We start from the raw sequence: 26,905 nt of genomic DNA on the forward strand, positions 1-26,905 counted from the left end.
CACAACCACCAGAACGATCAACACACAAGATCCAGCGAACTACCAGCCACCCCCGGCGACCCCAGCTGAACAGCTACGGGCGCTGGGTCGCCTGCGCGACCGCGGGGGCCGGGTGTTCCCGGCGCTTGTCGCCCACGAGTGGGCGCTCGACCTGTCCGTCCGGCCCGACCTGGGGCGGCCCTCGTCGACCGCCGATCTGCTTGAACGCTGGGACGAGGCCCTCCCGGTGCTCGAGGGGCTGGTCGGCGCGGTCGAGGGCTGGCTGCCGGTGGCCGAGCACCGGGTGCTGAGCCCCGTGGAACCGCGGCAGATCTTCCAGGCGGGAGCCAACTACCGCACACACGTGATCGACATCGCTGTCGCCCACCACGACCCGTCCGACGGTCGCACGACCGAGCAGGTGCGCGCGGACGCCGCCGCCGAGATGGACACCCGGCTCCAGCACCCGCCCTGTGTCTTCCAGGGACTACCGAGCGCGATCTGCGGCCCGTGGGACGACGTCGTCCTGCCTTCGGATGGCCGGCAGCCCGACTGGGAGCTGGAACTGGCCGCGGTGATCGGCCGGCGGGCCCGGCGGGTGAGCCCCGAGAACGCGCTCGACGTGGTCGCCGGGTGGACCATCGTCAACGACCTCACGTTGCGGGAACGGATTTTCCGCACGGACATACCGGCGCTCGGCGCCGACTGGCTGGCCGCCAAGAACTCGCCGACCTTCCTGCCCACGGGGCCGGTCCTCGTCCCCCGCGCCACCCTGGCGGACCCCGGTGACCGGCGGCTGACCCTGCGACTCAACGGCGAGGTCATGCAGGACGAGTCGACCAAGGACATGATCTTCGACGTGGCTCGTCTCGTCGCGTACTGCTCGACGGTCGCGACGGTACCGCCCGACGATCTCGTGCTGACCGGCAGTCCGGCGGGCAACGGGCTCCCGCGCGGGCGGCTGCTGCGCGCGGGGGACGTCCTGGACTCGACGATCACCGGCCTGGGCGCCCAGGCCGACCGCTGTGGGGCCTCACCCCGGTCGCGGAGGACGACGGGCTCGTCTTCCTCGCCGCCGAGGGATCACCGGAGCAGTACGTCGTGCGGCTGCGCAAGGACCGGGACAAGCGCCTCGACCTCGTCTCCTACGGCGCGTGGACGCCCGCGGACGTCGACACGCTGGCCGAACGCCTCGGCCGATCCGGTGTGCGGCGGGTCAACGAGCCCGCCGCCCTGCCGACCGTGGGCGGCGGCCACGGTTTCCGTTTCTTCGACCGAGCTGCGCGGCCTGGACGAGTATCTGCGTGGAACCGGCCGGCTGCTGCGCGCCGGCACCCCGGCGTCTACGACGTCTCCGAGGCGTTCAACCAGGACCGGTGGGGGACGGCGAACCCGTTCGGCGACCAGCTCGCCAAGGAGAGCTTCAACGACGTCGACCGCGGCCTTTTCGTCGCCCCACCCGTCTGACGCCACGTCTGACGCCACGCCTGACGCCACGCCTGACGCCACGCCGCTGCGAACACGTCCGGACGCCGCACCGGGGGCCTCAGCCCGTCGCGGCCGTGGCACCCGCCGGGCACTCGGTGCGGGCCGCGGCGAACAGCTGCTGACGCAGCCACACATGGCCGGGGTCCCGGGCCCGACGGGTGTGCCAGAACGCCGACTCACGCAGCGGCTGGAGGAGCATCTCGGGCTCCAGCAGCCGGATCTCCGCCGCCCCGGCGACCCGTCTGGCCAGCCGTTGCGGCAGTACCGCCATGAGGTCGGTGCCCGCGAGGAGGAAGGCCATGGCCACCATGCTGGTGGACGTGGCCGCCACCCGGCGCGGGTAGCCGGCCGCGTCCAGGTCCTGCTCCACGAGGCTGGGCCGGCCATGCGGGACGTACGCGAGCCAGGGGGAGTGGCGCAGCAGGTCGGCGGTGAGACGGTCGCCGGCATGGGGATGATCGCGCCACACCACACCGACGAACCGGTCCTCGATGATCGGCATCCGCGAGCAGTCCGGGATCAGGGCCTGGTCGACGATCCGGTCCGGAAGGATCGCGAGGTCGACCTCGTCCCGGTTGAGCGCTTCCAGGTAGCGCACGCCGACCGGGGAGGCGTCCACCTGCAGGCCCGTGGCCAGTCCGATCAGGCGCGCGATGAGCGGGTGCAGCAGGGCGGTGCTGACGTAGTCGCTGCTGATGACCGAGAAGTGGCGTGAGTCGGTGGTGGGGTCGAAGGTCGGCGGCTGGACGATGGTCTGCTCGATGGTCGCCAGCACCTCGCGCACGGGCTCGATGAGAGACTGCGCCCGGGGGGTGAGCTCGAGATAGCGACCGTTACGAAGGAGCAGCTCGTCGCCGAAGACACGCCGAAGCCGGGCCAGCGCCGTGCTGGTCGCCGGCTGGGACAGGTGCAGGCTCTCCGCGGCACGCGTCACGTTCTTCTCCCGTAACAGCGCGTCGAGCACGACCAGCAGGTTGAGATCGATCTGTCCGAGCTTTACCAATCCGGTGGCCCCTTTCCGATAGTGACGGTCACGACCTTGGCGCCTGGTGGACAGTTGTATACCGCTGCTTCCGGGCGAGTGGATGGCAACCCGGCGAGAATTGCCCACGGAACGGGGCGCTGGTTCGTCCACGGCGCCCCGGAGCCGTGTCGACGGCCGCGCCGACGGCGTGGAGGAGGGCATAACCAAGTTCGCCGGGGAAGGGGAAGGAGACGGCATGTCGGACGGTGCGGGCCTGGAGAAAACGAACTGGGCCGGGAACGTGGTCTTCGGAGCTTCTCGGCGCGTCGCGCCCACGTCCATCGAGGAGCTTCAGGTCGTCGTCGCCGGCTGCGGGCGGGCGCGGCCGGTCGGCACCCGGCATTCCTTCAACACGATCGCGGACACGACCGGCACGCTGATCTCGACGGCCCGGCTGCCCGGTCTGATCCGGGTCGACCCCGGCGCTGGTGAGGTGACCGTGAGCGCCGGAACCCGCTATGCCACCCTCGCCCGTGAGCTGCACGCCCAGGGCTTCGCGCTGCCCAACCTCGCCTCGCTGCCGCACATCTCCGTGGCCGGGGCGTGCGCGACCGCGACGCACGGCTCCGGTGACCGCAACGGCAACCTGGCCACCTCCGTCGTCGCCCTCGAGCTGGTCACCGCGACCGGTGACCTGCGCACGCTCCGCCGGGGTGTGGACCCCGACTTCGCCGGTCAGGTCGTCGCGCTCGGCGCGCTGGGGGTGGTCGTGGCGGTGACACTCGACCTCGTGCCGACCTTCCAGGTCCGCCAGGACGTCTACCAGGGTCTGACCCGCGCCGCCCTGCTCGACCACGTCGAGGAGATCTTCTCGGCCGCCTACAGCGTCAGCGCCTTCACGGACTGGAGCTCCACGCCGTCCCGGCTGTGGGTCAAGCGGCGCGTCGTCGAGGGGACCGGCGAGGCCGATCCGGCGCCGGTGGAGATGTTCGGCGCCCGGGCGGTGCACCATCCGGCGCACCCGGTGCCCGGCCTCGACCCGGTGCACACGACCCCACAGCTCGGGATTCCCGGACCCTGGCACGAACGGCTGCCACATTTCCGACCGGGCTTCACGCCCAGCGCCGGTGACGAGCTGCAGTCGGAGTACTTCGTCGCCCGCGGCCACGCCGCCGCCGCGATCGAGGCGATCCACCGGATCGGCGACCGGATCCGCCCCGCCCTGCAGATCAGCGAGCTGCGCACGATCGCCGCCGACGACCTGTGGCTCAGCCCCGCCTATCGCCGTGACGCGATGAGCCTGCACTTCACCTGGCTACCGGACGAGGCCGCCGTCGCCCGCGCGCTGGCCGCGATCGAGCACCAGCTCGCACCCTTCGACCCCCGGCCACACTGGGGAAAGGTCTTCACCCTGCCCGCGCGGACCATCCGCGCCAGCTGTCCCCGCGCCACCGACTTCCTTCAGCTGGCCGAGCGCCACGATCCGACCGGCACCTTCCGCAACCCGTACCTGGCGCGCACCCTGGGCCTGGCCTGACCGATCGCCACGTGCCGGCTCGGCCGTTTCGGGCTCGGCCGGCAGGCGGGTGACGCCGCCGGATGGTTCGATACGTCCATGATGAGCAGAGAGCGGCTGACCAGAGCGAGTCCTCGGTTTGTGATGGGAGCGTTCCTGGTGAGCGGGGTCGTGCACCTGGTGCGACCCGCGGTGTTCGAGCCGTCCATCCCGCGGGCGTTGCCGAAGCCCCGGGAGATCGTGCAGATCAGCGGCGTCGTCGAGCTGGCCTGTGCCGCCGGGCTCGCGGCCGGCGCGGGCTGGGCCGGCCGGGCGAGCGCCGTGGTGCTGCTCGGGGTGTGGCCGGCGAACCTGCAGATGGCGCTGGACGCCACCACTCAGGCCCGCGACGGCGGCCAGCCGCGGGACATCGTCCGGGCGGCCTTGACGTGGGCACGCATGCCCCTGCAGATTCCGATGATCCGCGCCGTCCTCACCCCGCAGGCCCGCATCCCGGCCTGAACAAGCCACGTGGCTCGTCCGAAATCTGATGATGGTCGCGTCGAACGGTGGCTGCTACGCCGGTCCCCGGGGTTCCCGCCGTGTCAGAGCCGGGTGGGACACCCGCCGCGTGCGGGTTGGCCAGACGGCGGTGATCGGAAATCATGGCGGGCGTGATGCCAGAGAGATCGCCGGGTCCGGACATCGGGGCGCGACTCGTACTCGAGGTTTCCGGGGTCGACGTGCCGGGATGGCCGGGGCTTCGCGGGCAGCTGGCGGCGTTGGTGCGGGCGTGTCATCCGGAGCCGACGGTCGCGGTGACGGTGTTCGCGTCGGCGCTCGCGGTCGCCAGCGGTCGCACGGCCGGCGGGGTCGCCGCGGTGGCCTCGGCGGTGCTGGCCGGTCAGCTCACGGTCGGCTGGAGCAACGACCTGTTCGACCGGCACCGGGACGCGGCCGGGGAGCGAACGGGCAAGCCCCTGGTCGGTGACGGTCTGGCGCCGCGAACGGTGGCGGTGGCCACGGGGGCGGCGCTGGCCGCCTGCGTGCCCCTGTCGGTGGCCGCGGGCGGGCCGGCCGGGGCCACCCATCTCGTCGCGGTCGCCAGTGCCTGGGGATACAACCTCGGGCTGAAGGCGACCCCGCTGTCCGCCGGCCCCTACGCGGTCTCGTTCGCGCTGCTGCCCGTCTTCGTCGTGCGCGGACGGCCCGACCGGCCGGCGACCCCGCGGTGGCTGCCGCTGGCGGCGGGGCTGCTGGGTGCGGGCGCCCACTTCGCCAATGTCCTTCCCGACCTTGAGGTCGACGCGCGCACCGGGGTGCGCGGCCTGCCACAGCGGCTGGGCGCGACCGGTTCGCGCCGATCCGCCGCGGTGCTGCTCGCGGCCGGTTCCGTGGTGGCCGCGCTCGGCCCGCCGCGCCGTAGCGCCTGGCGGCTGGCCGCGTTGGCCCCGGCCGCGGCGCTGACCGGATGCGTCCTGCGTCGCGAGGACCGGTCGGCGTTTCGCGCCGCGATGGCCGTCGCCGCGATCGACGTCGCGCTCGTCGTCACCGCCGGGGTGGGACCCCGCTGAGGTCCGTGGGTTGTCGGTGATGGGAACTCTTCCCCAGATTCGTTACTCTGCGAGTTGATGCAGGCACATTTTGTGCCGGCGGGAGGCTGGCGCTGCCGTCGGCCGACAGCTGCGACGCCCCCTCGGGAGACCTGTGAACGTTGCCTCGCCGCCACGGCACGAACCACGTCGGCCCAGGAACGATCCCGCGCAGTACGACGACCTCGCCGACGAGTGGTGGCGTCCGCACGGGCGACTCGCCGCACTGCGCTGGCTCGCCCAGGCCAGAGGACGGCTCATCCCGGACCCGCCCCACCCCGGTGCCGCGCTGCTCGACCTCGCCTGTGGCGCGGGGCTGCTCTCGGTGGCGCTCACCGGACGGCTTGCCGGCTGGCGCCATGTCGGCGTCGACCTGTCGGCACCGGCGCTGCGTCAGGCCGCCGGGCACGGCGTGACGGCGATCCGGGCCGACGTGCACCGGCTGCCGTTTCCGGACGGACAGTTCTCCTGCGTCGTCGCCGGCGAGCTGTTCGAGCACCTGGTCGACCTGGACGGTGCCTGCGCGGCCATCGGTCGGGTGCTCGCGCCGGGCGGCACGCTCGTCATCGACACCCTCGCGAACACCCTGTTCTGCCGGCTGGCGCTGGTCCGCATCGCCGAACACCTGCCCGGCGGGCCGCCGCCGCGGGTGCACGATCCGAAGCTGCTGGTCGCCCCCGACCGGCTGGCCCGGGCACTGGAGCGGGCCGGCATCGAGATGACACTGGTCGGCGGGCTGCGTCCGTCGCTGGTCGACTACGCCCGCTGGCTCGCCCGCCGGGCCGACTCGGTCCGGATGCTGCCGACCGGCTCCACCGCCGGGGTCTACCAGGCGCTGGGTGTGCGTGCCACGAACGGCCGGGGCGGCCGGTGAGCAGCCGGGTGCCGGCACCGCGCACCGACGGCGGCAGCGGCGGCATCCTCGGCGTCGACGGCGCGCAGCTGGCCCGCGGGGCCGTCGACGCCATCGCCGCGCGGGCCGGTGCCGCCGACCGGGACGGCGAACTGCCCGCGGCCGACCTCGACGAGCTGCGCGACGCCGGCCTGCTGGGCCTGCTCGTGCCGACCCGGCTCGGCGGATTCGGCGGTGGCTTCGCCGACTGGGCGGACGCCGCCCGCGTGCTCGCCTCGGCCAGCGGCGCGACCGCGCTGGTGCTGAACATGCACACGTCGGTGGTGGGCGCGCTGGCCCGGACACCGGACGAACTCGCCCGGGCGATGGGCGCTCCGGAGTCGTTCTTCCTGGCCCGCGACCAGCTGCTGGCGCGCGCCGCCGCCGGGGAGTTCATCGCCGTGGCGATGAGCGAGCGGGGTGCGGGCTCCCGACTGTCCGCGTTGGCGACCCGTTACCGGCGCGAGGGCGACGGTTATCGGATCCGCGGGGTCAAGGCGTTCTGCTCGGGTGCGTCGCACGCGGACGTCTTCTTCGTCGCCGCCCGCGCCGCGGAGTCCATCCCGACCGACCCGATCGACCCGACTGCTCCGCTCGACCCGTCCACCTCTGCGGGTCCGTCCGGGCCGGCGATGGTCAGTCACTTTCTCGTGCCCTCTGGTCCCGGGGTGAGCGTCGAACCCAGCTGGGACTCGCTCGGTATGCGGGGCACCGGCAGCCACGACGTGCGCTTCGACGTGTGGGTTCCGGCGCAGGCGCTCGTCGGCGGCGTCGCCGGACTGAGTCTGCTGGTCGCACAGGGAATGCCGCAGTGGCTGGTCGCCTCCTACGCGGCGGTCTACGCCGGCGTCGGCCGGGCCGTGTTCGACGCCGGGGTCGACCATGTCCGCGGCCGGCGTGGCACCGGGATGCCGCCCGGCCTCGCCGGGCTGCCCGCCGTGCGGGCCCGGTTCGGGCAGGCCGACGCGGCCCTGGCCGCGCTGGACGCCGTGGTCGACGAGTGCGCGCGCCGGATCGACGCCGATCCCGGCAGCGACCTGACGAACCGGTGGGTGTGGCGGGCCAAACTGCTCGCCGGGCGCACGGTGCAGGACGTCGCGGCCTCGATCGTCGAGGCCTGCGGGACCGCGGCCACCCGCCGCGGCCACCCGCTGGAACGGCTCTACCGCGACGCCCGCTGCGGCTCGCTGCAACCCGCGACGAGCGATGTCTGCGCGGACTGGCTGGGCCTCGCGGCACTCGGCGGCGACCCGGAGGCCGACGCGAGTGTGGCCCGGTGGTGACCGCGGGGCCCGCCACCACAGCGGTGATCACCGGCATGGGCGCGGCCTTCCCCGGCTCCCTCGACCAGCAGAGCCTGTGGGACGACGTCTTCGAGCACCGCTACCAGGGCGACGCACTGGCCCGCAGGCTGTTCCTCGGCGCCGGCGTGCGCACCCGCCACGGCGTGGTGGATCCGCGTCAGGAGGACATCAGCGCCTGGTCGACGGCGGCCCGGATGCGTCGCTACGTGGCCGAGGCCGGGCCGCTGGGCAGCCAGGCCGTACGCGCCGCCCTGGCGGACGCCGGGATCAGCGCCGCGGAGCTGGGCCTGTTCGTCGTCGTGTCCTGCACCGGATACGCGACACCGGGCCTGGACATCCAGCTCGCCCGCGACCTCGGGATGCCGTCGTCGGTGCGTCGGCTGCTGGTCGGCCACATGGGCTGTTACGCCGCGATCCCGGGCCTGGGGACGGCGGCCGACTTCGTCCGGGCCCGCGGGCTGCCCGCGCTCGTGCTCTGCGTGGAGCTGCCCTCCCTGCACGTCCAGCCCGTGCAGGCGCACCGCGACCTGAGACAGGTCGTCGTGCACGCCCTGTTCGGCGACGCCGCCGCGGCGATCGTCGTCATGCCCGACGCCACCCGCGGCCTGGAGGTGCTCGACACCACGGCCGCGACCGCGCCCGCCACCGAGGACCTGATGACCTGGCAGGTCACCGACCACGGCTTCCGGATGGGCCTGTCCCCGCGGGTGCCCGACCTGCTCGCCGCGCACGTCGGGGCGGCGACGGCGGCGCTGCTGGCACCGATCGCCGCGTCGCTCACCGACGTCGAGGGCTGGGCCGTGCATCCCGGTGGTCCGCGCATCATCGACGTTGTCGAGCAGCGGCTGGGTCTGCTACCGGCGCAGACCGCGGTGACCCGCGGCACCCTCGCAGCCCGGGGCAACTGCTCGTCGGGCACCGTTCTGCTCGTCCTCGACCAGCTTCGCCGGGACCTCACCCCCGACGCGACCGTCGTCGCGATGGCGTTCGGCCCCGGCCTGACCCTCTGCCTCGCCCTGTTCCGCCACCGCCAACCCGGAGCCCACCCGGCCCTGCCCTGACGATCCGAGGGCTCCTGCCGGGCGGGGTGGGTCCGGGAGCCTTACGGCTGCTGGGCGTGCAGAACCGCGACAGGGCAGGGGGCGTGCAGGACGCACTGGTGGGCGGTGGAACCGAGGACGAGTTCGGCGAAGCCGCCGTGACCTCGAGTGCCGACGACGAGGAGCTGGGCGTCCTGGGCGGCGAGAAGCAGGGCACGGCTGGCGGAGTCGTCAACGGCGATCAGGTGGAGGTCGAGGTCGAGGTCGTCGTCGAGGGTCGCGGTGACGGTGTCGGCGAGAAGCCGTTCGGCGTCCTGGTGCAGCGAGACGAAGTACTCGGTGGGCGGGGCGAACGGCGCGATGTACACGCGGTAGGCGTTGATCAGGTAGAGCGGGGCCTCGCGTGCGATCGCCTGGTCCGCGGCCCAGCGCACGGCGGCGCAGGAGGAGTCCGAGCCGTCGACACCGACGACGATCGGCCGGCGGTCCGGCTGCTGGCCGGAAGAATCGTCGCCGCGGACCACGACGACCGGTCCGGTGTGCTGGTGCAGCAGCTGGTGCGCGACGGAGCCGGCCAGTACCCGGTGGGCGAAACCTGATCCGCTGGTGCCGATCACGGTCATGGCGGCGTTCTTGGCCTTGTGCACCAGGGCATCCACGGGGTCCTGCTCGACGACGACCTGGCGGAGCTCGATCGGCGGGTCGGGCATCGGCACCCGGGCGATCGTGTGGTGCAGGATCTGCTCGGCGGCCTTGGTCAGCCCCAGGTAGTCGGCGTTGACCGCCGCCTGGTAGACCCCGCGGGGCAGGCCGTCGGCGGTCCAGCCCAGCAGGGCGATGACGGGCCGGTGCTCGAGCTGGGCGGTCGAGTAGGCCCAGCGCAACGCCGCCTCGGATCCGGGGGAACCATCGATACCCACGAGAACGCCCTGTCTGCTTTCCGCGCTCATGCCCACGGCCTCCAGCCCTGTCAATCGCTCGTTACGGTGAACCTGGTGCGGCCCATCATCCGACGGAGCCGGCCGGCCGGCCGAATGGCGAAGGGCACCCTCGGCGTGGGCCCTTCGGCCTGTGCCGATATGTCACTCGTCTGTTTTCGTTCGCCTGCCGTGACCTGGGAGGGCGATCGACGGCAGGTGCGGCCGACAAGTCCGGAAAAGGGAATTCAGGTTTCCTGCCGGGTCGGGACCATGGACCGCTCCCGGGCATACGCGGATGGGAACACCAGAGGTGGACCCTGTGGTCAGGGGGCGGAATGCCGGCCAGTCGTGCGGATGCTCGTGGTCGGAGGCGGTCGGCTCCGGTCGGCTCAGGTGCCGGGTCGGTCCGAGGCGCCGGAGTCGAAGCTGTCGGACCACACGGCCTTCGCTCCGCTCTCACCGATCCGGACGACCTGGATCACCGAGCCCACCGCCGTGACGATGGTGAGCACGGCAATGGTGATCATGATGGCTGTGGGAACCGGTCGCCTGGCGCCCGGACGTTCCTGGCCGTCCAAGCGCTCGGCCGCCGGCGCATGGCGACGCTGCAGCAGCCAGAGCCCGGCCGCCAGGACAAACAGGGCCAGTACCCACGGCAGCAGCGCGTCGCCGAGTTCGGCGTGCCGGCGGACCAGCGGGCTGGAGGGCACCCGAGCCTCAAGCCACTCACCGGCGTGGGTGGTCAGTGGAACGCTGACGAGCCCAACGAGCGCGACCACCGGTGTGGCAGCTCCCAGTCGACGGCGGGCGGTCGGCCACACCGCTGAACAGACGGCGAGGGCCGCGGCCAGCGGCACCACCACCACGACCACGTGCACCAGCAGGGCGTGCGCGGGCAGGCCGCGAATCTCGGTTGGTCCCATGAAAGTCCACCCATCTCCGGCCAGCTCCGGGCGGGAGTCGCTCGGCGAGCCATGCCAGTCCAGCTGCGGCGATGCCGTACCCCACCGGCACGACTTCTACTACTCGAATAGTAATACTACTCGAGTAGTAGAAGACATATGATGAGCCGGTGAGCGGGGAACCCAGATGACGGGCCGGTCCGGCCGGCGGGAGGCGGGACAACTCGAGAACGCCCTGCTCGCGGTCCTGTGGGCGGCGCCGACGGCGCTGAGCTCGGCCCAGGCTCAGCAGGGGCTGCGCGAGCAGGGCCTGGACCTGGCCTACACCAGCGTCGCGACCACCCTGACCCGCCTGCACGCCAAGGGGCTGCTCGAACGGTCCTCGGCTGGCCGCACCTACGTCTACACGCCCAGCGGGCGGGCGGCGCAGGAGGCCGCGGCGCGGATGCGGTCCCTGCTCGGCGGTGGTCGGGCCCGCGCGGTGGTGCTCAGCCATTTCGTCGACGGTCTCGAGCCAGGCGACGAGGCGACACTGCTCGAGCTGCTGCGTCGAGCGGAGGCGGACCCCGGCGACCAGGCGGGCCGGTCTCCCGCACGGCCAGGTGGGGCGGCGGCGGGCGAACACGGCGGGAACGAGCCCCGGCGACCAGATACCCCATCCGACCATTCATGAGGGACGGGCAGTGAGGTACATGGTGTGGCTGCCGCTGCTGGGCAACATCGTGCTGGCCGTGGGACTGCCCGCGTTGGCCCGCCGGCTGTCCCACCGGCGCGGTTACGCGGCCGTCACGGCAGCCGCGGTCCTCGGTGCCAGCTGCTGGCTGTGGTCTCTGGTCCTGCTCGCCGCGGTCCTCGCCGACCGGCTCGCCTATCTGCGCTCCAGCGGCGGGCTCGCCGGTGCCCCGGCCGGACTGCGGACGGTCCCGCTCCTGCTCACCGTCGTCGCGGCCGGCACCCTGGTCACTATCATGATCAGAACGGGCAGGCTCGGCGCACGTCAGGCGCGCGAACTCGTGCACGCTGAGCGGCTCGCCAGGCTCCCCTTCGTCGGCGACGTCATCGACCTGCCCGACGCGGTCCCGCGGGCATGCGCCGTCGGGGGGTTGACCGGCGGCCGGATCGCCATCACCAGCGGCCTGCGGCGCTGTCTGACCGAGGATGAGCAGGCGGCCGTCCTCGCCCACGAACGGGCCCACCTGGCCGGACGGCACCACTGGTACCGCATGGTGGCCGCCTGGTGCGCCGCGGTCTGCCCCCTGCTGCACAGCCTGCCGGGGCTGGTCGAGCAGGGCTGCGAACGGGCGGCTGACGAGGCGGCGGCACTCGCCATCGGTGACCGGCGGCTGCTCGCCCGCGCACTGGGCAAGGCCGCCCTCGCGGCCGCGCGCGCCCAGCGGCGACCACCCGGGTCCGGTGTGAGCCCCGCCTTCCTGCACGGTGGCGTCCCCGACCGCATGGCGGCGCTGCTCGAGGATCCCCCTGCGCTGGCACGGGCCCCACTTCTGTCGGCGACCACGTGTCTGGCCACGGCCGTGGTCATGGTGGTGGCCACCGTCCACGCCAGCGTCGACTGTGTGGCGTTGTTGCGGCACTGATCTGCGCCCCTGCACGTCGGTGGACCGCGTAGTCTCTGCGCCATGGGCGTGATCAGTGTCTTTCTCCTTGATGACCACGAAATTGTCCGTAACGGGCTGCGCCAGACGCTGGAGCGGCATGAGGACATCAAGGTCGTCGGTGAGGCGGGGCTGGCGGCCGAGGCACTGCGGCGTATCCCGGCGCTGCGGCCGACCGTGGCGATTCTGGACGGTCGACTTCCGGACGGCAGCGGGATAGACGTGTGCCGGGACATCCGCTCGGATTTCCCGGACATCGCGTGTCTGATTCTCACGTCCTATGACGATGACGAGGCCCTGTTCTCCGCCATCATGGCGGGTGCGGCCGGTTATGTGCTGAAGGAGATCCGGGGCAATGATCTGGTCGGCGCGGTCCGGACGGTCGCGGCCGGGCAGTCACTGCTGTCGCCGTCGGTCACCCGGCGGGTGCTGAGCAGGCTGCGGGAAGGCCCCCGGGAGGACCCGGTTCTCGCACCGTTGAACCCGCGGGAACGCGAGATCCTCGGTCTGATCGCCGAGGGGCTGACCAACCGGCAGATCGCCGGGCGGGTTCACCTGGCCGAGAAGACGGTGAAGAACTACGTGTCCGGCATTCTGGACAAGCTCGGCCTGACCAGCCGCACCCAGGCGGCCGTCATCGCCTACAAGCACCTCGGTGGCGATCTGCCGTCGCAGTAGCCCCGCTCAGGTCGCCGTCATCAGGGCGCTGCCTGGGCGCGGGAACGGTCCGTCACAGGGGCACGGCCCAGCGCAGGTGGGTTCCGCCGCCGGCCGGCGCCGTGACGGTGAACGTGCCCCCGAGGGATTCGGCGCGGGTGCGCAGGTTGTCCAGTCCGCTGCGCCGGGTCGTCTCGGACATGCCGACACCGTCGTCGATCACTTCGATGATCAACTGGTCGTCGACGACCTGGACGGCGAGCGTGACCGAGCTCGCCCGGGCGTGGCGGGCGACATTGGACAGCGCCTCGCGTGCGACGGCGCTGGCATGCTCGGCGAGGCCCGCGTCGACGACACTGTTGACCGGCCCGGCGTAGCGGACGGTGGGGACGAACCCGAGGCCGGGCCGGGCATCGGCCGCGATCTTGTCAAGGGTGTCGCGTACCCCGCCGCCGCGGGCGGTGCCCGTGGACCCGGGTCGCAACTCGAAGATCGTCCGACGGATGTCCCTGATGGTCGCGTCGATGTCCTCGACGTAGGTGGCGAGCCGACCGGCGTTCGTCGGGTTCTCGTACTGGGCCAGATCCTGCAGGCCGAGCGCTATGGCGAAGATCCGTTGGATGACGTGGTCATGCAGGTCCCGGGCGATCCGCCCGCGGTCGTCTGCGACCAGGAGACGTTCGCGTTCGGCCCGGGCCTGGGCCAGTTCGAGCGCGACCGCGATATGACCGGCGCAGGTGGCCGCCATGTCCAGGTCGAACTCGGTGAACGCCGGCCGGCCCTGGTCCCGGCCGACCAGCAGCACGATCGCCCGCTCATGGCGGGGGACGGGCAGCGGCAGCACCATCAGCGAGGCGGTGTCCTCGCCCCGTTCCAGGTCGGAGGCGTCGAGCTGGGGATCGTCGACCAGAATCGGGCGCTGTTCGGCCAGCGCCTGGCCGACGAGCGTGCCGTCCTCGGCGATGACGGCACCGGTCGGATTCGGCTCGCCGGCACCGAGTGCGACCGCGAGTCGGACGGTTCGTCCGGCTCGGCTGTCATCGCCGTGTGCCGGTAGGGCCGCCGAGGCGGTCACGACCGCGCAGTACTGGGCCTCGCCGACCGCACACATCCGGTCGGCGACCAGTTCCAGGGGAGTGTCGGTGCCGGTGGTCAACAGCCCGACGAGCTCCGCGGCGGTGCTCATCCACTGGTGCCGTGCCTGGGACTCCTGGAACAGGCGGGCGTTCTCGATCGCCACCCCCGCCTGCGCGGCCAGCGCCAGGACCAGTTCCTCGTCCTCCGCGGTGAAGGGCTGACCGTCGCGCCGGTCGGTCAGATAGAGGTTGCCGAACACCTCGCCGCGCACCAGGATCGGCACGCCGAGAAACGTGCGCATCGCTGGATGCCCAGGGGGGAAGCCGGCCGCGTGCGGGTCCCGGGCGATGTCCTCGGCCCGGCGGGGGCGCGGATCATCGATCAGTGCGCCCAGCAGGCCATGGCCGGTGGGAAGATGCCCGATCCGTTCGGCCGCGTCCGTGTCCATCCCGACGTGGATGAACTCCTCGAGCCGCCGGCGGTCCGGGGTGAGCACGCCGATGGCGCCGTAGCGGGCGTCGAGCAGCTCGCAGGCCGCTTCCACGATCAGCCGGAGCAGCACCGGCAGCCGCAGATCCGTGGTGATCATCCGGGTGGCGCGTAGCAGGCCCCGCAACCGGCCCTGGGTGGCGATGACGTCCTGGGCGCGTTCCACCAACTGGGTCAGCAGCTCGTCCAGTTCGAGCCGGGCGACCGAGGGAAACGTCAGACCGGCTCCGGGAGCATCCCTGCCGGGAGTTCTGCCCGCGGGCCCGGTGGGCGCGGCGGACGCGGTCACCCCACCGGTGCGGACGGAATCATCGTTACGGTCGCTCACCGGCACCCCGAGTGCATGTCGCAGGAGGACTGCGGATCGCCGATGATGATAGGGCTGCGCACCACATGGCGATATGTCACGTGCCGTCAGGCAGGGGGCGCATCACGGTCTCGATGGCTGCCGAACATGCCAGTGACACACGGAGATCGAGGATCGTCGTCTCGCCGCGGGCGAGAACTCAGGTGAGGAGTCCGCGCGCGGTCCGCAGGGTCCCCGCCACCGGCACGGTCGTGGTGATCGTGGTGGCCTCCGGCCAGGGATCGGCGCTGCGTGCCAGTTCCAGCAGCACCGGGACGGTCGCGTCTGACACCCCGCCATCGCCACCCTCGGCCCCACCCGCGCGACCGCGTCCGTCGAGCCCGTCGAGCCCGTCGAGCCCGTCCGTCGTGGTGCCGGCGGCGGCGGTGCGCGCCTCCATCCGGGCGGCGATGCGGGTACGGGCGATCTCCGGTGTGACGGCGCAGCGCAGTTCGATGAGGTCGGCGGCGGCCTCGAGGGCGCGTCGCGCGGCCTGTCGCCGGTGCCGGCGGCTTCCCCAGGAGGCGTCGAGGATCACCGACTCGCCGCGTTCGAGGGCGACACCGGCGCGGCGGATCAGCTCGGTGTAGACGGCATCGGTCATCTCCGCCCGGTAGAGGCCCTCGCCGGGTTCGGCGGGGGCGGGGGTGGTGGCCGACAATCCGGCCAGTTCCTTGCGGATGACGTCGGAGCGCAGCACCGTCCAGCCTTCGGCGGACCCCACGCCGGCGGCCAGCGTCGATTTTCCCGATGCCGGCAGGCCGCCGACCAGGACGAGGCGTGTGCGCCCGCGCCGCAGCCGGGACAACGCGAGTGTGGCCAGCGTCCGTGCCTGCTCGGCGGCGTCGGCGTCGCCCTGCGCGGATCGGATGCACGCCACCTTGCAGCGGACGAAGGCCCGGTAGGCGACGTAGAAGTCCTCCAGCGACCGGGGATGGGTCTCGCCCGAGAACTCCCGGTAGGCCGACATGAAATGGTCGGCCAGGTCGCGGCGGCCCAGGCGTTCCAGGTCCATCGCCAGAAACGCCACATCGGCGAGTACGTCGCCGGCACGCAGCCGCTGGTCGAACTCCAGACAGTCCAGGATTCGTGGCCCGTCGTCCAGACAGAACACGTCGTCGGCGAGCAGGTCACCGTGTCCGTCCCGGACCAGGCCGCGCTGCTGACGTTCGGCCAGCAGCGCGCCACGGCCGTCGAGGTACCGGCTGGCCAGCCGCCCGATCTCGGCCACCTGCCGCGCCGGTAGCGGATCCCCGAGAAAGGGAGCCACCCCGGCCAGCCCCTCCTCCCACAGAGCTCGCAGAGTCTTCACACCACCGAGTTCGGTGATCTCCGTCGAGGTGTCACAGCGGGTATGGAAGGCGGCGACCAGACGGGCCGTGTCCCGCAGTACGCCGGTCACGTCCGTGCCCGAGGTGACCAGCGCGGACAGGCGACGCGAGGCGGGCAGACGGCGCATCACCACCATGTGGTCGCACAGCTGGCCGTCGGGCCCGGACACGTCGGCCACCCCCAGGTAGACGTCCGGCGCCATCCGCCGGTTGAGCGCCACCTCCGCCTGGCAGGCCGCCAGCCGTGCCTGGCGGGTCCGGAAGTCGAGGAAACCCAGGTCCGCCGCCTTCTTGACCTTGTAAACCCGATCTCCGAGGAAGACCAGAACCGAGGTGTGCGTCTCCACCACGGACGCGGGGCTCGGCATGATCTGTGCGGTCATGGATCCAGCCTTTCCTGACGATGGGCGACCGGAACAGGTCTCGGGCGTCCGACCTGCGGGTGACCCGGTACTCCCGTCGGCTTGTGTCGGTCCGCGGGTGAGTTGTGCCCTGCGTGCCATCGGGGTCAGGGCCGGATGGCGTCGGACCGGGCCTGTAGGTGCCTCATGCTCCGCATTCCGGGTGGTGCGAGACAGGGACCTTCGGCCTGCGCCGACCGACCCTTCCCGCCCATCGCCCGCGGACTCCCAGGTGATCCTCGTACGTGTTCCGGTCGCGTCGCCACCGCGGACACCGGCCGGCATGGTCATGCGTTGCGGGTCAGCGTGCCGTTGGTCCGCGGCGGCTGGGACCTCTGGTAGTCGCTGTGCACAGCCCGAAGGACCAGTGTTGGTCCATGAGCTTTCGTGGCGCACGACGCACCCATCCCGTTGTTCCGACCGCCGGGTATGACGCCGAGCGGTCTCGGCCAGCCGGTGGTCCGTCCGTCGGCCAGGCGGTGCCGATCGACGCGGCGGCCAGGGCCTGCTGCTGCCCGAGCCAACCCGTCGCCCGGGTTGTCCTGCCGGGGGCGGGTGACCGTGCCGCGCAGGAGATCTTTCTGTGTGCCCATCACCTGCGCGCCAGCGCCGCGCGCCTGCGGGAGCTGGACGCGCCGATCTACGACGAGTTCGGGCTGCCCGTGACCACCCCCGAAAAGATCTTCGTGGGCGTTCGTGTCGATGGGGCCGGCGATCGGAACGCGAAGGAGGGAGCATCATGCGCGCCTGTGACGTCATGACAACCGAGGTGTACTGCGTGGGCCCGGAGACCTCGGTGAAGGAGGCGGCGACGCTGCTGCTTCGTCGGCAGGTCCGCGGGCTTCCGGTGGTCAACGCGGACGGCACCCTGGTGGGTGTGGTCACCGAGGCGGACCTGTTCACCATCGGCTGCGCACCGGACCCGCGCCGCCATGCCCGCCGTGATCTGATCGTGGCCGCCCTGCCATCGGAGCATGTCGACGCCTCTGGCCGGCCCGAGGACCGGCGGATCGTCGCCGACGTCATGTCGACGCCCGCGGTCACGGCGAGGGCCGATGCCGACCTGGCCGATCTGGCTCGCATCATGCTGTCCGAGCATCTGACCCGGCTGCCGATCCTCGACGACCACAACCGGCTCGTCGGCCTGGTCAGTCGCCGCGACCTGGTGCGGTTGCTCGCCCGGCCCGACAGCGACATCGCTGACGATGTGCGGCAGGTTCTTCTCGACTGGTATGCCGAGGTCTCCCCGGCGGTCTCGGTGGCCGACGGTGAGGTGACGCTGGCCGAGCCGGCGGCCGCCCTTCCCGACCTGCTGCTCGCCCTTGTCCGCGCGATCCCCGGTGTCATCGCGGTCCACCTCCCCGCACGGCATCGTTAACGCGCATCTTGTGGATCCTCGATCATCTCCGCCGTCGACACATTGTCATGGTGAAACCGCTGGACGTGTAGCCGGCGGCGCTGTTGCTCGCCGTGTCTGGAAGCAGATGGTCTACCCGGAAAAATTATCCGCCGTCGCCGTCGCCGTCGCCGTCGCCGGTGGCGTTTGTCGTTCGGGAACACGACATTTCCGTGAGAACCAGAAAAGCGACCAGGCCGAGTGATCGGCCTGGTCGCTTTTTGTTCTCGTCCTACCGGTGGCCACCGGATGAGGTGCGTCGGTCAGGCCGGTGCCTGATCGGCGAGGTCGAGCACCTCGGTGACCGGACGGCGCCGGGTCGGCGGCAGCGGCTGCGCGGCGGGGTCCGGGTAGCCGATGCGGAGGATCATCTGGGCCGTTCCCATCCCGCCGGTGGCCTCGCGGACCAGGGCGCGGGTGGATTCGAGGTCGATCGCCTGGCCAAGAGGGGAGGCGGCCAGACCCGCGGCGGTCGCGACGACCAGGACCCGGGCCAACGCCCGCCCGGCGTGCAGCCAGCTCTCCGGGTCGTCCCCGTCGGTGCCGAGCACGAGCACGCCGGGGCGTTCGACCCGGGGTTCGCGCAGCTGCTGACCGGCCTCGCCGATCACGTCGAAGTCACGCAGGGAGAACTCCGACTGGCGTGGCTCCTCGCTGCCCACCACCACACCGCGGGGGACACCGTCGGTCGCGTCCGGGTCGGTGCGACTCCAGTGGAGCAGCTCGGCCTGGTAGGCCGGGTCGTGGGTCTCGATCCAGTCCGCGTGGGCGAGCACCACCGACAGCTCCACCCGGGCCTCCCGGCTGGCCAGCGAGTCCAGCCAGCCGCCTTCCTCCTCGGCGGCCCGGCGTAGCCCGTGGACCACCTCGGCGGGCAGGTCAGCCGGGTCGAAAGGCCGCCGGTCGGTGTGACGGTGGTGGACCGCCGAGGCAAGGGCGAGATCCCCCGGAGCGGGTGCGCTCGTGCCGATGACCCGCAGGGTGGCCAGACGCCCGTGGGTGATGTCAGGGCCGTCCGGCAGCTCGTCGATCTGTACCGCGAGCCCGGCCGCCCGCAGCGACACCCAGGCGTGGAACAGTGCCGCGCCGCAGCTCATCACCAGCTGGCGGTGGTCCGGGTCTGCGACCGGGGTCGCGCGGGTGAGGTCCGCGCGGAGTTCGAGAACACCGTCCCGAAGGCGCCAGCGCCACGGCTGGGAGTTGTGGATCGAGGGCGCCAGGATGGCGGTTTCCACCGCGGACCTGGCCAGGTCCGCGGACATCGTCGTCGTGCTGGTCACCATGGACGTGCTCCCATCACTGCCGCGGCAGGCACATTCCGGTCGGCCCGCCACCCGATGTCGTCTGTCCGGACACGTTCAGTATTCCCACTGGGATGGGGTCGGACTTCTTTCCTTGGGCTGTCTTTTCGGGGTCGATCGTCCCTCCTGTCCAGGTCGCTCGGCCCGTCTCGGAGCGCCCGCGCCGCCGCACGCGGTCGGGGCGCCCGCGGTCAGGCCCACATATTACGGATCTTCGTTTTTTGTCCCATGATTCAGGTCGAAAAGGTGAAATTTCCCGTTCGTTGTTCGCGTGCGGGCTGACAACGAGCCCTTGGTACGGAAGAACAGGGTCCAGTGACCCGGCCGGTATTGCCGCACAGCCCTCGATCGGCGGCCGTGGCGAGACGACGCTGTGTCCGACACAGCAGAGATCTCGATACGACGGAGGTGCGCGATGAGCGGAATCGTGGTCGGAGTGGACGGCTCGATCGAAGCCGAGCAGGCACTGCGGTGGGCCATGCGGGAGGCACGGACGCGCGGCACCACGGTGACCGCCCTGCTGGCCTGGTCACCGAAGCACTCACCGGCCTCCGTCGTCACGATGAGCGTTGGCTCCGGTCAGCACGAGACCGAGACCACCGCGAGGCGGATCCTGGAGACGGCCATCCATAACGCGACCGACCCGCGATGCCCGGTACCGGTGGTGGAACGGGTGGAAGCACGGCATGCGCCGGACGCCCTCCTCGCCGCCGCGGGCACCGCCGATCTCCTGGTGGTCGGCAGGCACGGGGCGAGCCGGTTGCCCCGGCTCCTGATGGGGTCGGTCTCGGCCGCCTGCGTGCACCGGTCGACCACGCCGGTCGTCGTGGTCCGCGCTGATCAGTCGCGGACGAACGGGCCGGTCGTCGTGGGCGTGGACGGTTCGCCCACGTCGATCGAGGCGTTGCGCTGGGCCGCGGGAGAGGCCCGCCTGCGCGGTGCGGTACTGCGGGTGGTGCATGCCTGGGCGCCGGTGCCGGTGGGTTACCCCGCCGTCTACGTGGGTGTGGACTTCGAGGCCTCGGAGAAGGCCGCCCGCTCGGTGCTCGATGCCTGCCTGGACGCGGGAATCGCGCAACGTGACACCCTCACCGTCGAGGACATGCTGGTCACCGATGGCGCCACCCATGCGCTGCTGACGGCCACCGAGGACGCCCAACTGCTCGTCGTCGGGTCCCGGGGGCACGGCGGCTTCGCCGAACTGCTGCTCGGTTCGGTCACACACCAGTGCCTGCACCACGCTCCGTGCCCGGTGGTCGTCATCCCGGCCGTGGCATAGCCGGCGACGACGTGCCCGGCATGGCGCGCTCCGCATGACCCGCTCGCGGACGCGTATGCGAAAACCGTTTCTGGCGCGCACGCTGAACGGGCCACCTCGGCCTTTTCGGGCACGGCAGGGAGACGGTGACGCCGCCGGATGGTTCGATATGTTCATGACGAGCCGAGCGCGCCTGGCCAGGCCGAGTTCGCGGCTTGTGGCGGGAGCGTTCCTGGCCAGCGGGGTCGTGCATATCGTGCGACCCGCCTGGTTCATGCCGTTGATCCCCCGTGCGCTGCCGTGGCCCCGGGAGATCGTGCTGGTCAGCGGCGTGGCCGAGCTGGCCTGCGCCGCGGGGCTCGCGGCCGACGCGGCCTGGGCCGGCCGGGCGAGTGCCGCGCTGCTTCTCGGGGTGTGGCCGGGAAACCTGCAGATGGCGCTGGACGCCACCGCTCGGGCCCGGCGGGGCGGTGGCCAGCGGCGGGACATCGCCCTGGCGACCCTGGCCTGGGCACGCCTGCCGCTGCAGGTTCCGATGATCCGCGCCGTCCTCACCCCATCCGCCCGCACCTCGGTCTGAGCGGGCCGGATCCGGCCGTCGCGCCACACAGGAAAAGTGCGTCCCGGACGGGTTGGACAGTGCCTCCCGTGGAGCCATGCAGGCGATCACATGGCGCGGGACCATGAGCTTTCAAGATCGATTATATGGGCGTTCGTGGTGTCCGTCGGGATATCGGATCATGGTCGCGTCGTGCTCCGACGGCTACTCGAAACCTACTTGAAGTTTTGATCATGACTCTGACCTGCTCGGATGCCCTCCAGGGGCGTCTACTTGAAGGACTACTCGAAGGCGACATCGGTCCTGCGCGCGGCCTGTCCTGGTACGCGGTGGAACCGGCTCCAGGCTGGGACTTGACGATGCGTCCGACATTCGTGTCGAAGGGTCGATCCCGCAAGCCGTCCACCAGGCGAGCAGAGTCATCGAGGATCTGATCCCGAAGCGGCGCGTGCTCGACAGGGACGGCACCTTTGTCGGCCGCTCGATCGTCCCACGGGATGCCTGGCTTGAGGGGCTGGTCAACGCGGTGATCCATCGTTCGTACAGCCTTGGGGGCGACCACATCAGGGTGGAGATCTATCCGAACAGGATCGAGATCGAGAGCCCGGGTCGTTTCCCGGGGCTCGCCGACCCGTCGCGACCGCTGGACATCAGCCGTTTCGCACGAAACCCGCGGATCGCACGGGTCTGTGCTGACCTGCGGGTCGCGCAGGAACTCGGCGAGGGAATCAAGCGTATGTTCGAGGAGATGAGGAGGGTTGGCCTCACGGATCCGATGTACAAGCAGAGCGCCGGAAGCGTGAAACTGGTACTCGCGGCCATACCTCGCCTTGATGCCAGAACCGCGGCGAGCCTGCCCAAGGGCAGCCAGGACGTTCTGGATGCCCTGCGTGCGTCGGGTAGCCCCTCGGGAACCGGCGATCTCGCCGGGGCTCTCGGTATGAGCAGGCCGGCGCTGAAGACCCGCCTCAAGGCGTTGGAGGCCGAAGGTCTGATCCGGTGGGTTGGAAAATCGAGCAGGGACCCCAGAGCCGTCTGGGTGCTGATCGACGGATAGCGGTCACTTTTTTCCGTGCTCGATTGCGCCGACGGCGGACTCGGAGACGCGGTGTTCGCTGCTGCGGGAGACTCAGATCATGACAATGGCACAGTCCGCGGATCTCGCCGGTCTTGGACGGGCCGAGGATCAGTTCCAGTCCGTGGTGGCTGCCAACGACTCCGCGGGGCTCGCCGACGTGCTGCACGACGACCTCGTCGCCCGCGGGCACGACGGTCTGCTCCACGGCAGGGCCGAGGATGTCGCGGGCTACGCCTCGGGAGCCTTCGCCGTGACCTCGTACGTCGAGCTGCGCCGGCACTGTCTGCTCCACGGCGCGACCGGAGTCACGTTCGTGCGCGCCGCGATCACCGCTCGGATCAGCGGTGAACCCGTCTCCGTCGTCATGGACTACACCCGCACCTGGGTCCACGACAGCGGCCGCTGGCAGATCATCGCGGCCCACCTGTGCCCCGCGCCGGAACAGCCCAGGGCCGCAGCGGCGGATCAGTGAGAGATCGGCGTGCGGTCCGACCTGGTCAGTGACCGAGGAGGCGACGCAGGATCCGGTCCGCACTGGCCGGTCCGCACTGGCCGGTCCGGGTGGTACTGGTGGCGGAGCCGCACATCGGCGTGGCATCGGCACGGCCCGCTCACTTCTGCCCCCCGCCGTCGAACGAGCTGACGGCCAGGACCTCAGGCCGGGCGGTTGACCAGCAGGTCGAAGGCGGTCTGGATGGTGCGGGCCTCGTCACCGGTGAGGGAGCCGAGCACGTCGGCCAGCCAGTCGCGGCTGTGGCAGAGTGCGGCCGACGCGGCGATGCCGTCGGGGGTGGCCGCGATCAGCTTGACGCGTCCGTCGGCCGGATCGGAGCGGCGTTCGACCAGGCCGAGTTCGATGAGGCGGTCGACCTTGGCGGTGAGGTTGGACGGATCGCAGCCGAACTGCGCGGCGATGTCCTTCATCGAGGACGGCCTGATCGCCGCGAAGCCCAGGACCCGCGCCTGGGCGAGGGTCAGCCCGGCCTGCTGGGCAGCGGTCTCGAAGTCGAGCAGGTAGGCGCCGACGAAGTCGAGCATCGCCCGGCGGATCTCGGGAAAGCTACCGCGCGCGATCTCGCCGGTCAGCGTCTCCCCGGTGAAGGACGGCCGCGTACCCACCCGCCCACGATACCTGAGACTCTCCACCAACTTCTTGACACTCTCAGGTAACTACCTGAGACTCTCATGTGGTTGGCCTCTGGGTGAGGCCTCGACGAAGGGGCTTTTCATGATCACGGAATCGTCCCCCGGGCCGCTGCGGTCGGCGCCGGTCATGGTCGGCAAGAGCGCCGAGCGGCAGGTGGAGGAGGTGGTGGCCGCCTACGTACGCGCCGCCGACCACCGGGACGGGCCGGCGATGGCCGCCCTGTTCACCGAGGACGCGGTGGTCGAGATCTACTACACCGGCGACGGCGGCCGTACCCCGCTCGGCAGTGTGCGGACAGCGGCTCGGATCGGGCAGGCGGTGGCGGCAATGATGGCCCCGCACCCGCCGCGCGGCTGGAGCCACCACACCACGTTCAACCACATCGTGGACGTCGACGGTGACACCGCCACCATCGACGTCCAGTTTCTGGTTCACAACGTGGTCGGCCGCGCCGAACCCGAGGGCGGGTGGCCGCCGGGAACGTCCGGTGCGCAGGGGACCATCACCCCGATCGAGTCCGGCTACAACCGGTCCACGCTGCGTCGGGTCGAGGGTCGGTGGCTGATCGCCGAGCATGTGATCAGCCACGACCTGCCCTACGCGTTTCCCCGGGACTGAGCGCGGTGCGGGCGATTCGCCGAACGGCACCCGACCCCGACGGGCTGCTCACCGGCATTGAGATCGACGATCGCGACCAGCCGCCGCCGCCGGACGGGTGGGTCACGGTGACGTTGCGATGCGCGTCGGTCAATCACAGCGACCTGGCCGCCATCCGTGGGCACGGGTTCGATCCGGCCGGGTCGCCGCGGGTGCTCGGCTCGGACGGTGCGGGCCTCGACCCGGACGGCAACGAGGTCATCGTCTATCCCATCCTGGCGGCGGCGCGGTACCCCGATCCGATGCACGATCCCGGTCTGCGGATGTTGTCGCAGGGTGTCGACGGCACCTGGGCCGAGCGGGTCCAGGTGCCCCGCGCCAACCTGGTGCCGAAGCCTCCGGAGCTGACCTGGGAGCAGGCCGCGTGCCTGGGTACCGCCTGGCTGACCGCCTACCGGATGCTGTTCGGCCGCGCCCGGGTATCGCCAGGGCCCTCACCGGCCAACAGTTCGGCAAGATCGTCCTGCGCTGCGACCGGTGAGCCTCGGCGCGCCGCCCCCTCGGCGGTGCGGACTGTTCCGGAGTCGCTACTTCTGCCCGGCGGTGGGGCTCGACACCTCAGGCTGCTGAACTGCCACGGGCTTTGGACGTCCCGATGCGGTGGGTGAGTGCGGTGTGGCGACGCCCGGCTCCCGGGGTTCGGACCGCGGCCGCCAGCGCCTTACGGGATCCGACCAGGACAACAAGTTTTTTGGCGCGGGTGACGCCGGTGTAGAGGAGGTTGCGTTGCAGCATCATCCACGATGAGGTGGTGAGGGGAAGCACGACGGCAGGGTATTCACTGCCCTGGGAGCGGTGGATGCTGACGGCGTAGGCATGGGCGAGCTCGTCGAGTTCGGAGAAGTCGTAACTGAGACTTTCGTCCTCGTCGGAGAGCACGGTCAGCGTCTGTTCCTCGGAGTTGATGGCGGTGACGACGCCGACGGTCCCGTTGAAAACCCCGGCCTTGCCCTTCTCGTAGTTGTTGCGAAGCTGGGTGACCTTGTCGCCGACCCGGAACACCCGCCCCCCGTAGCGGCGCTCGGGCATGCCCTCCCGCGCCGGGGTGAGGGTTTCCTGCAGCAGGATGTTGAGATTGCCGGCCCCGGCCGGTCCGCGGTGCATCGGTGCCAGGACCTGAATGTCGCGGCGGGGATCGAGCCCGAAGCGTTTCGGGATGCGGCGGGCGACGATGTCCACCACCATTGTGGCGGTCTCCTCCGCTGGATGCAGACCGGAGTCCTCGGCCGGCTCGCAGGAAAACCAGAAGAAGTCCGCGAAGCCGTTCAGCTGTGGCGGCGTCCCGGAATTGATGCGGTGGGCGTTGACCACGATGCCGGACTGCTGTGCCTGCCGGAAGATCCTGGTCAGTCGGACCCTGGGGATGGTGTCGGCGGCGAGCAGGTCGCGCAGGACCTCACCGGCGCCGACCGAGGGAAGCTGGTCGACGTCACCGACGAGGAGTAGATGTGCTCCCGGCGGGACCGCTTTCACCAGCTTGTTGGCCAGGATGACGTCCATCATCGAGGATTCGTCCACCACCACCAGATCGGCGTCCAGCGGATTGTCCCGGTCATATCGGGGGTCGCCGCCGGGTTGCAGTTCCAGCAGCCGGTGGACGGTGGCGGCCTCGTGCCCGGTGAGCTCGGCCAGCCGTTTCGCGGCCCGCCCGGTCGGCGCGACCAGCACCACCCGGGCGTTGCGGGCCCGGGCGAGCTCCACCACCGAACGGACGGTGAAGCTCTTGCCGCATCCGGGACCGCCGGTGAGCACCGCGACCTTGCTGGTGAGCGCGAGCCGGACCGCTGCCTCCTGTTCGTCGGCCAGCTCTTGACCGGTCCGGCCCCGCAGCCAGCCAAGCGCCCGGCACCAGTCCACGTCCGTGAACGTCGCCAACCGATCCTGGTCGGCGTGGAGCAGCCGCAGCAGCCCGTCGGCGAGGGAGGTCTCCGCGCGGTGGAACGGCACCAGGTAGACCGCCGGAACGGTGGCGTCCCCGGCCGGAACGCCCTCGCGGATCACGCCCTCATCGGCGGCGAGCTGCTCCAGACACGGGCCGATCAGCTCGCGTTCGACCTCGAGGATCTTCACCGCCTCGGTGACCAGATTCGGTGCGGGCAGGAAGCAGTGCCCGTCGTCGGCGGCCTGCGACAAGGTGTACTGCAACCCGGCTTTGATCCGTTCGGGACTGTCGTGGGGGATGCCGACCGCCTGGGCGATGGTGTCGGCGGTCCGAAACCCGATTCCCCACACGTCGACGGCGAGCCGGTAGGGCTGCGTGCGGACCACACCGATGGAAGCGTCCCCGTACTTCTTGTAGATCTTCACGGCCAGGGAGGTGGACACCCCCACCCCCTGGAGAAACACCATCACCTCCTTGATCGCCTTCTGCTCCTCCCAGGCGTCGGTGATCTTTCTGGTGCGTTTGGGTCCCAGCCCGTGCACCTCGATCAGCCGCGCCGGCTCCTCCTCGATGATCCGCAGGATGTCGGTGTCGAAATGCGCGACCATCCGCTCGGCCATCGCCGGCCCGATTCCCTTGATCAGCCCCGAGCCGAGGTAGCGGCGAATGCCCTGGATCGTGGCGGGCAGCACCGTGGTGTACGAGTGCACCTGGAACTGCCGGCCGTACCGGGGATGACTGCCCCACTGTCCGGTCAGCCGCAGACTCTCCCCGATCTGCGCGCCCAGCAAAGGTCCGACCACCGTCAGCAGGTCCGGGCCGGACCGCTCGGTGGCCAGCCGGGCGATGGTGTAGCCGGTCTCCTCGCTGACGAAGGTGATCCGCTCCAACACCCCCTCCACCACCGCCTGGTGCGCGGCATCAGCAGAAGCACGCGTAACCGTCACAGCCAGCCATTATGCGAGGTCCGCGCGGTGGAGGTCGTCGGGGTGGGCCAGGTGGCGGGGATCTGGACCGCCGCGCGCGGGTCGGCGGCCTCGACTCCAGGCCGCACCCGCCCATGGCAGCAACCCTCTTCGCTCAGAGGCGAAAAATCTGTCCCCGCCACAGTAGACATCGGTCCTCGCGTCAGGTAGC

Annotated in this window: 27 protein-coding genes and 1 pseudogene; 19 read left to right on the forward strand and 9 right to left on the reverse strand. The window is 71.2% G+C overall.

Annotated features, from left to right (window positions below):
- Nucleotides 1-73 precede the first annotated feature (73 nt).
- Nucleotides 74-445, reverse strand: a complete 372-nt coding sequence (locus tag MXD59_RS27680; RefSeq protein WP_248823239.1) for a hypothetical protein — start codon at nt 443-445, stop codon at nt 74-76.
- Here MXD59_RS27680 and MXD59_RS27690 point away from each other — a divergent pair.
- A pseudogene (locus MXD59_RS27690) lies at nt 344-937 on the forward strand (fumarylacetoacetate hydrolase family protein); the annotation flags it as partial. The gene MXD59_RS27680 and the pseudogene MXD59_RS27690 overlap by 102 nt on opposite strands.
- Before the next feature lie 143 nt (nt 938-1,080).
- A complete protein-coding gene (locus MXD59_RS02155; protein ID WP_248823240.1) occupies nt 1,081-1,446 on the forward strand; it encodes a VOC family protein in 366 nt (121 codons plus the stop codon).
- A 79-nt stretch (nt 1,447-1,525) separates the two neighbouring features.
- Here MXD59_RS02155 and MXD59_RS02160 read toward each other — a convergent pair whose 3' ends face one another.
- The gene (locus MXD59_RS02160) at nt 1,526-2,470 is read right to left on the reverse strand and encodes a LysR family transcriptional regulator (protein WP_248823241.1); all 945 of its coding nucleotides are present in this window, start codon (nt 2,468-2,470) and stop codon (nt 1,526-1,528) included.
- Nucleotides 2,471-2,687: 217 nt separating this feature from the next.
- Here MXD59_RS02160 and MXD59_RS02165 point away from each other — a divergent pair, with 217 nt between their 5' ends.
- From MXD59_RS02165 to MXD59_RS02190, 6 genes are all read left to right on the forward strand, one after another.
- Complete coding sequence (locus tag MXD59_RS02165) at nt 2,688-3,968, forward strand: FAD-binding protein (protein WP_248823242.1); 1,281 nt, start codon at nt 2,688-2,690, stop codon at nt 3,966-3,968.
- A gap of 138 nt (nt 3,969-4,106) precedes the next feature.
- Nucleotides 4,107-4,448, forward strand: coding sequence for a DoxX-related protein (locus MXD59_RS02170; RefSeq protein ID WP_248823243.1), 342 nt, complete (start codon nt 4,107-4,109; stop codon nt 4,446-4,448).
- Nucleotides 4,449-4,603: 155 nt separating this feature from the next.
- A complete protein-coding gene (locus MXD59_RS02175) occupies nt 4,604-5,500 on the forward strand; it encodes a UbiA family prenyltransferase (protein WP_248823244.1) in 897 nt (298 codons plus the stop codon).
- Between the two features lie 133 nt (nt 5,501-5,633).
- On the forward strand, nt 5,634-6,392 hold the full coding sequence (locus MXD59_RS02180) for a class I SAM-dependent methyltransferase (protein WP_248823245.1): 759 nt from the start codon (nt 5,634-5,636) through the stop codon (nt 6,390-6,392).
- Nucleotides 6,389-7,693, forward strand: a complete 1,305-nt coding sequence (locus MXD59_RS02185) for an acyl-CoA dehydrogenase family protein (RefSeq protein WP_248823246.1) — start codon at nt 6,389-6,391, stop codon at nt 7,691-7,693. Before MXD59_RS02180 ends, MXD59_RS02185 begins: the two co-directional genes overlap by 4 nt.
- Nucleotides 7,687-8,775 (forward strand): type III polyketide synthase, encoded by a 1,089-nt coding sequence (locus MXD59_RS02190; RefSeq protein WP_248823247.1) that lies wholly within the window; start codon nt 7,687-7,689, stop codon nt 8,773-8,775. Before MXD59_RS02185 ends, MXD59_RS02190 begins: the two co-directional genes overlap by 7 nt.
- Nucleotides 8,776-8,816: 41 nt before the next feature.
- Here MXD59_RS02190 and MXD59_RS02195 read toward each other — a convergent pair whose 3' ends face one another.
- Complete coding sequence (locus MXD59_RS02195) at nt 8,817-9,704, reverse strand: universal stress protein (RefSeq protein WP_248823248.1); 888 nt, start codon at nt 9,702-9,704, stop codon at nt 8,817-8,819.
- Nucleotides 9,705-10,063: 359 nt separating this feature from the next.
- Nucleotides 10,064-10,597, reverse strand: a complete 534-nt coding sequence (locus MXD59_RS02200) for a DUF2231 domain-containing protein (RefSeq protein ID WP_248813141.1) — start codon at nt 10,595-10,597, stop codon at nt 10,064-10,066.
- Nucleotides 10,598-10,763: 166 nt separating this feature from the next.
- Here MXD59_RS02200 and MXD59_RS02205 point away from each other — a divergent pair, with 166 nt between their 5' ends.
- From MXD59_RS02205 to MXD59_RS02215, 3 genes are read left to right on the forward strand one after another with little or no spacing between them, the layout of a single operon-like run.
- Nucleotides 10,764-11,249 carry a BlaI/MecI/CopY family transcriptional regulator gene (locus tag MXD59_RS02205; RefSeq protein ID WP_163549338.1) on the forward strand — a complete coding sequence of 162 codons (486 nt, stop codon included), beginning with the start codon at nt 10,764-10,766 and terminating at the stop codon, nt 11,247-11,249.
- Nucleotides 11,250-11,268: 19 nt separating this feature from the next.
- Complete coding sequence (locus MXD59_RS02210) at nt 11,269-12,171, forward strand: M48 family metalloprotease (RefSeq protein ID WP_248813210.1); 903 nt, start codon at nt 11,269-11,271, stop codon at nt 12,169-12,171.
- A gap of 42 nt (nt 12,172-12,213) precedes the next feature.
- Complete coding sequence (locus tag MXD59_RS02215; protein ID WP_251079853.1) at nt 12,214-12,867, forward strand: response regulator; 654 nt, start codon at nt 12,214-12,216, stop codon at nt 12,865-12,867.
- Between the two features lie 52 nt (nt 12,868-12,919).
- Here MXD59_RS02215 and MXD59_RS02220 read toward each other — a convergent pair whose 3' ends face one another.
- Together MXD59_RS02220 and MXD59_RS02225 are read right to left on the reverse strand one after the other, a co-directional pair.
- Nucleotides 12,920-14,740, reverse strand: a complete 1,821-nt coding sequence (locus tag MXD59_RS02220; protein ID WP_372511873.1) for a sensor histidine kinase — start codon at nt 14,738-14,740, stop codon at nt 12,920-12,922.
- A gap of 178 nt (nt 14,741-14,918) precedes the next feature.
- Nucleotides 14,919-16,472: a bifunctional aminoglycoside phosphotransferase/ATP-binding protein gene (locus tag MXD59_RS02225; protein ID WP_248813143.1), complete on the reverse strand. Its 1,554-nt coding sequence runs from the start codon at nt 16,470-16,472 to the stop codon at nt 14,919-14,921.
- 395 nt (nt 16,473-16,867) lie between these two features.
- On the opposite strand from MXD59_RS02225, the gene MXD59_RS02230 reads away from it, so the two are divergent.
- Entirely contained in the window at nt 16,868-17,251 is a 384-nt protein-coding gene (locus tag MXD59_RS02230; RefSeq protein WP_248813145.1) for a DUF7455 domain-containing protein, read from the forward strand.
- Nucleotides 17,230-17,868, forward strand: coding sequence for a CBS domain-containing protein (locus MXD59_RS02235; RefSeq protein ID WP_248813147.1), 639 nt, complete (start codon nt 17,230-17,232; stop codon nt 17,866-17,868). The genes MXD59_RS02230 and MXD59_RS02235 overlap by 22 nt, the downstream gene beginning before the upstream one ends.
- Before the next feature lie 281 nt (nt 17,869-18,149).
- Here MXD59_RS02235 and MXD59_RS02240 read toward each other — a convergent pair whose 3' ends face one another.
- A complete protein-coding gene (locus MXD59_RS02240) occupies nt 18,150-19,169 on the reverse strand; it encodes an Acg family FMN-binding oxidoreductase (RefSeq protein WP_248813148.1) in 1,020 nt (339 codons plus the stop codon).
- A 433-nt stretch (nt 19,170-19,602) separates the two neighbouring features.
- Here MXD59_RS02240 and MXD59_RS02245 point away from each other — a divergent pair, with 433 nt between their 5' ends.
- The 4 genes from MXD59_RS02245 to MXD59_RS02260 all read left to right on the forward strand — a co-directional run bounded on the left by MXD59_RS02245 (nt 19,603) and on the right by MXD59_RS02260 (nt 22,554).
- Nucleotides 19,603-20,466, forward strand: coding sequence for a universal stress protein (locus MXD59_RS02245; RefSeq protein WP_248813149.1), 864 nt, complete (start codon nt 19,603-19,605; stop codon nt 20,464-20,466).
- Nucleotides 20,467-20,620: 154 nt separating this feature from the next.
- The gene (locus MXD59_RS02250) at nt 20,621-21,025 is read left to right on the forward strand and encodes a DoxX-related protein (RefSeq protein ID WP_217451649.1); all 405 of its coding nucleotides are present in this window, start codon (nt 20,621-20,623) and stop codon (nt 21,023-21,025) included.
- 427 nt (nt 21,026-21,452) lie between these two features.
- Entirely contained in the window at nt 21,453-22,061 is a 609-nt protein-coding gene (locus MXD59_RS02255) for an ATP-binding protein (protein ID WP_248823249.1), read from the forward strand.
- Between the two features lie 79 nt (nt 22,062-22,140).
- Complete coding sequence (locus MXD59_RS02260; RefSeq protein WP_248823250.1) at nt 22,141-22,554, forward strand: nuclear transport factor 2 family protein; 414 nt, start codon at nt 22,141-22,143, stop codon at nt 22,552-22,554.
- 182 nt (nt 22,555-22,736) lie between these two features.
- On the opposite strand, the gene MXD59_RS02265 is transcribed toward MXD59_RS02260, so the two are convergent.
- Complete coding sequence (locus MXD59_RS02265; protein ID WP_248823251.1) at nt 22,737-23,201, reverse strand: MarR family winged helix-turn-helix transcriptional regulator; 465 nt, start codon at nt 23,199-23,201, stop codon at nt 22,737-22,739.
- 109 nt (nt 23,202-23,310) lie between these two features.
- Here MXD59_RS02265 and MXD59_RS02270 point away from each other — a divergent pair, with 109 nt between their 5' ends.
- Both MXD59_RS02270 and MXD59_RS02275 read left to right on the forward strand, forming a co-directional pair.
- Nucleotides 23,311-23,847 (forward strand): nuclear transport factor 2 family protein, encoded by a 537-nt coding sequence (locus tag MXD59_RS02270; protein ID WP_248813153.1) that lies wholly within the window; start codon nt 23,311-23,313, stop codon nt 23,845-23,847.
- Nucleotides 23,848-23,852: 5 nt separating this feature from the next.
- On the forward strand, nt 23,853-24,494 hold the full coding sequence (locus MXD59_RS02275; protein ID WP_248823252.1) for an alcohol dehydrogenase catalytic domain-containing protein: 642 nt from the start codon (nt 23,853-23,855) through the stop codon (nt 24,492-24,494).
- Here MXD59_RS02275 and recD2 read toward each other — a convergent pair.
- Nucleotides 24,445-26,715, reverse strand: coding sequence for an SF1B family DNA helicase RecD2 (recD2, locus tag MXD59_RS02280; RefSeq protein ID WP_248823253.1), 2,271 nt, complete (start codon nt 26,713-26,715; stop codon nt 24,445-24,447). The two genes, MXD59_RS02275 and recD2, sit on opposite strands and share 50 nt — an antisense overlap.
- Between the last annotated feature and the right edge of the window lie 190 nt (nt 26,716-26,905).

The sequence above is a fragment of the Frankia umida genome (genome assembly GCF_023242945.1).
Classification (GTDB): Bacteria; Actinomycetota; Actinomycetes; order Frankiales; family Frankiaceae; genus Frankia; species Frankia umida.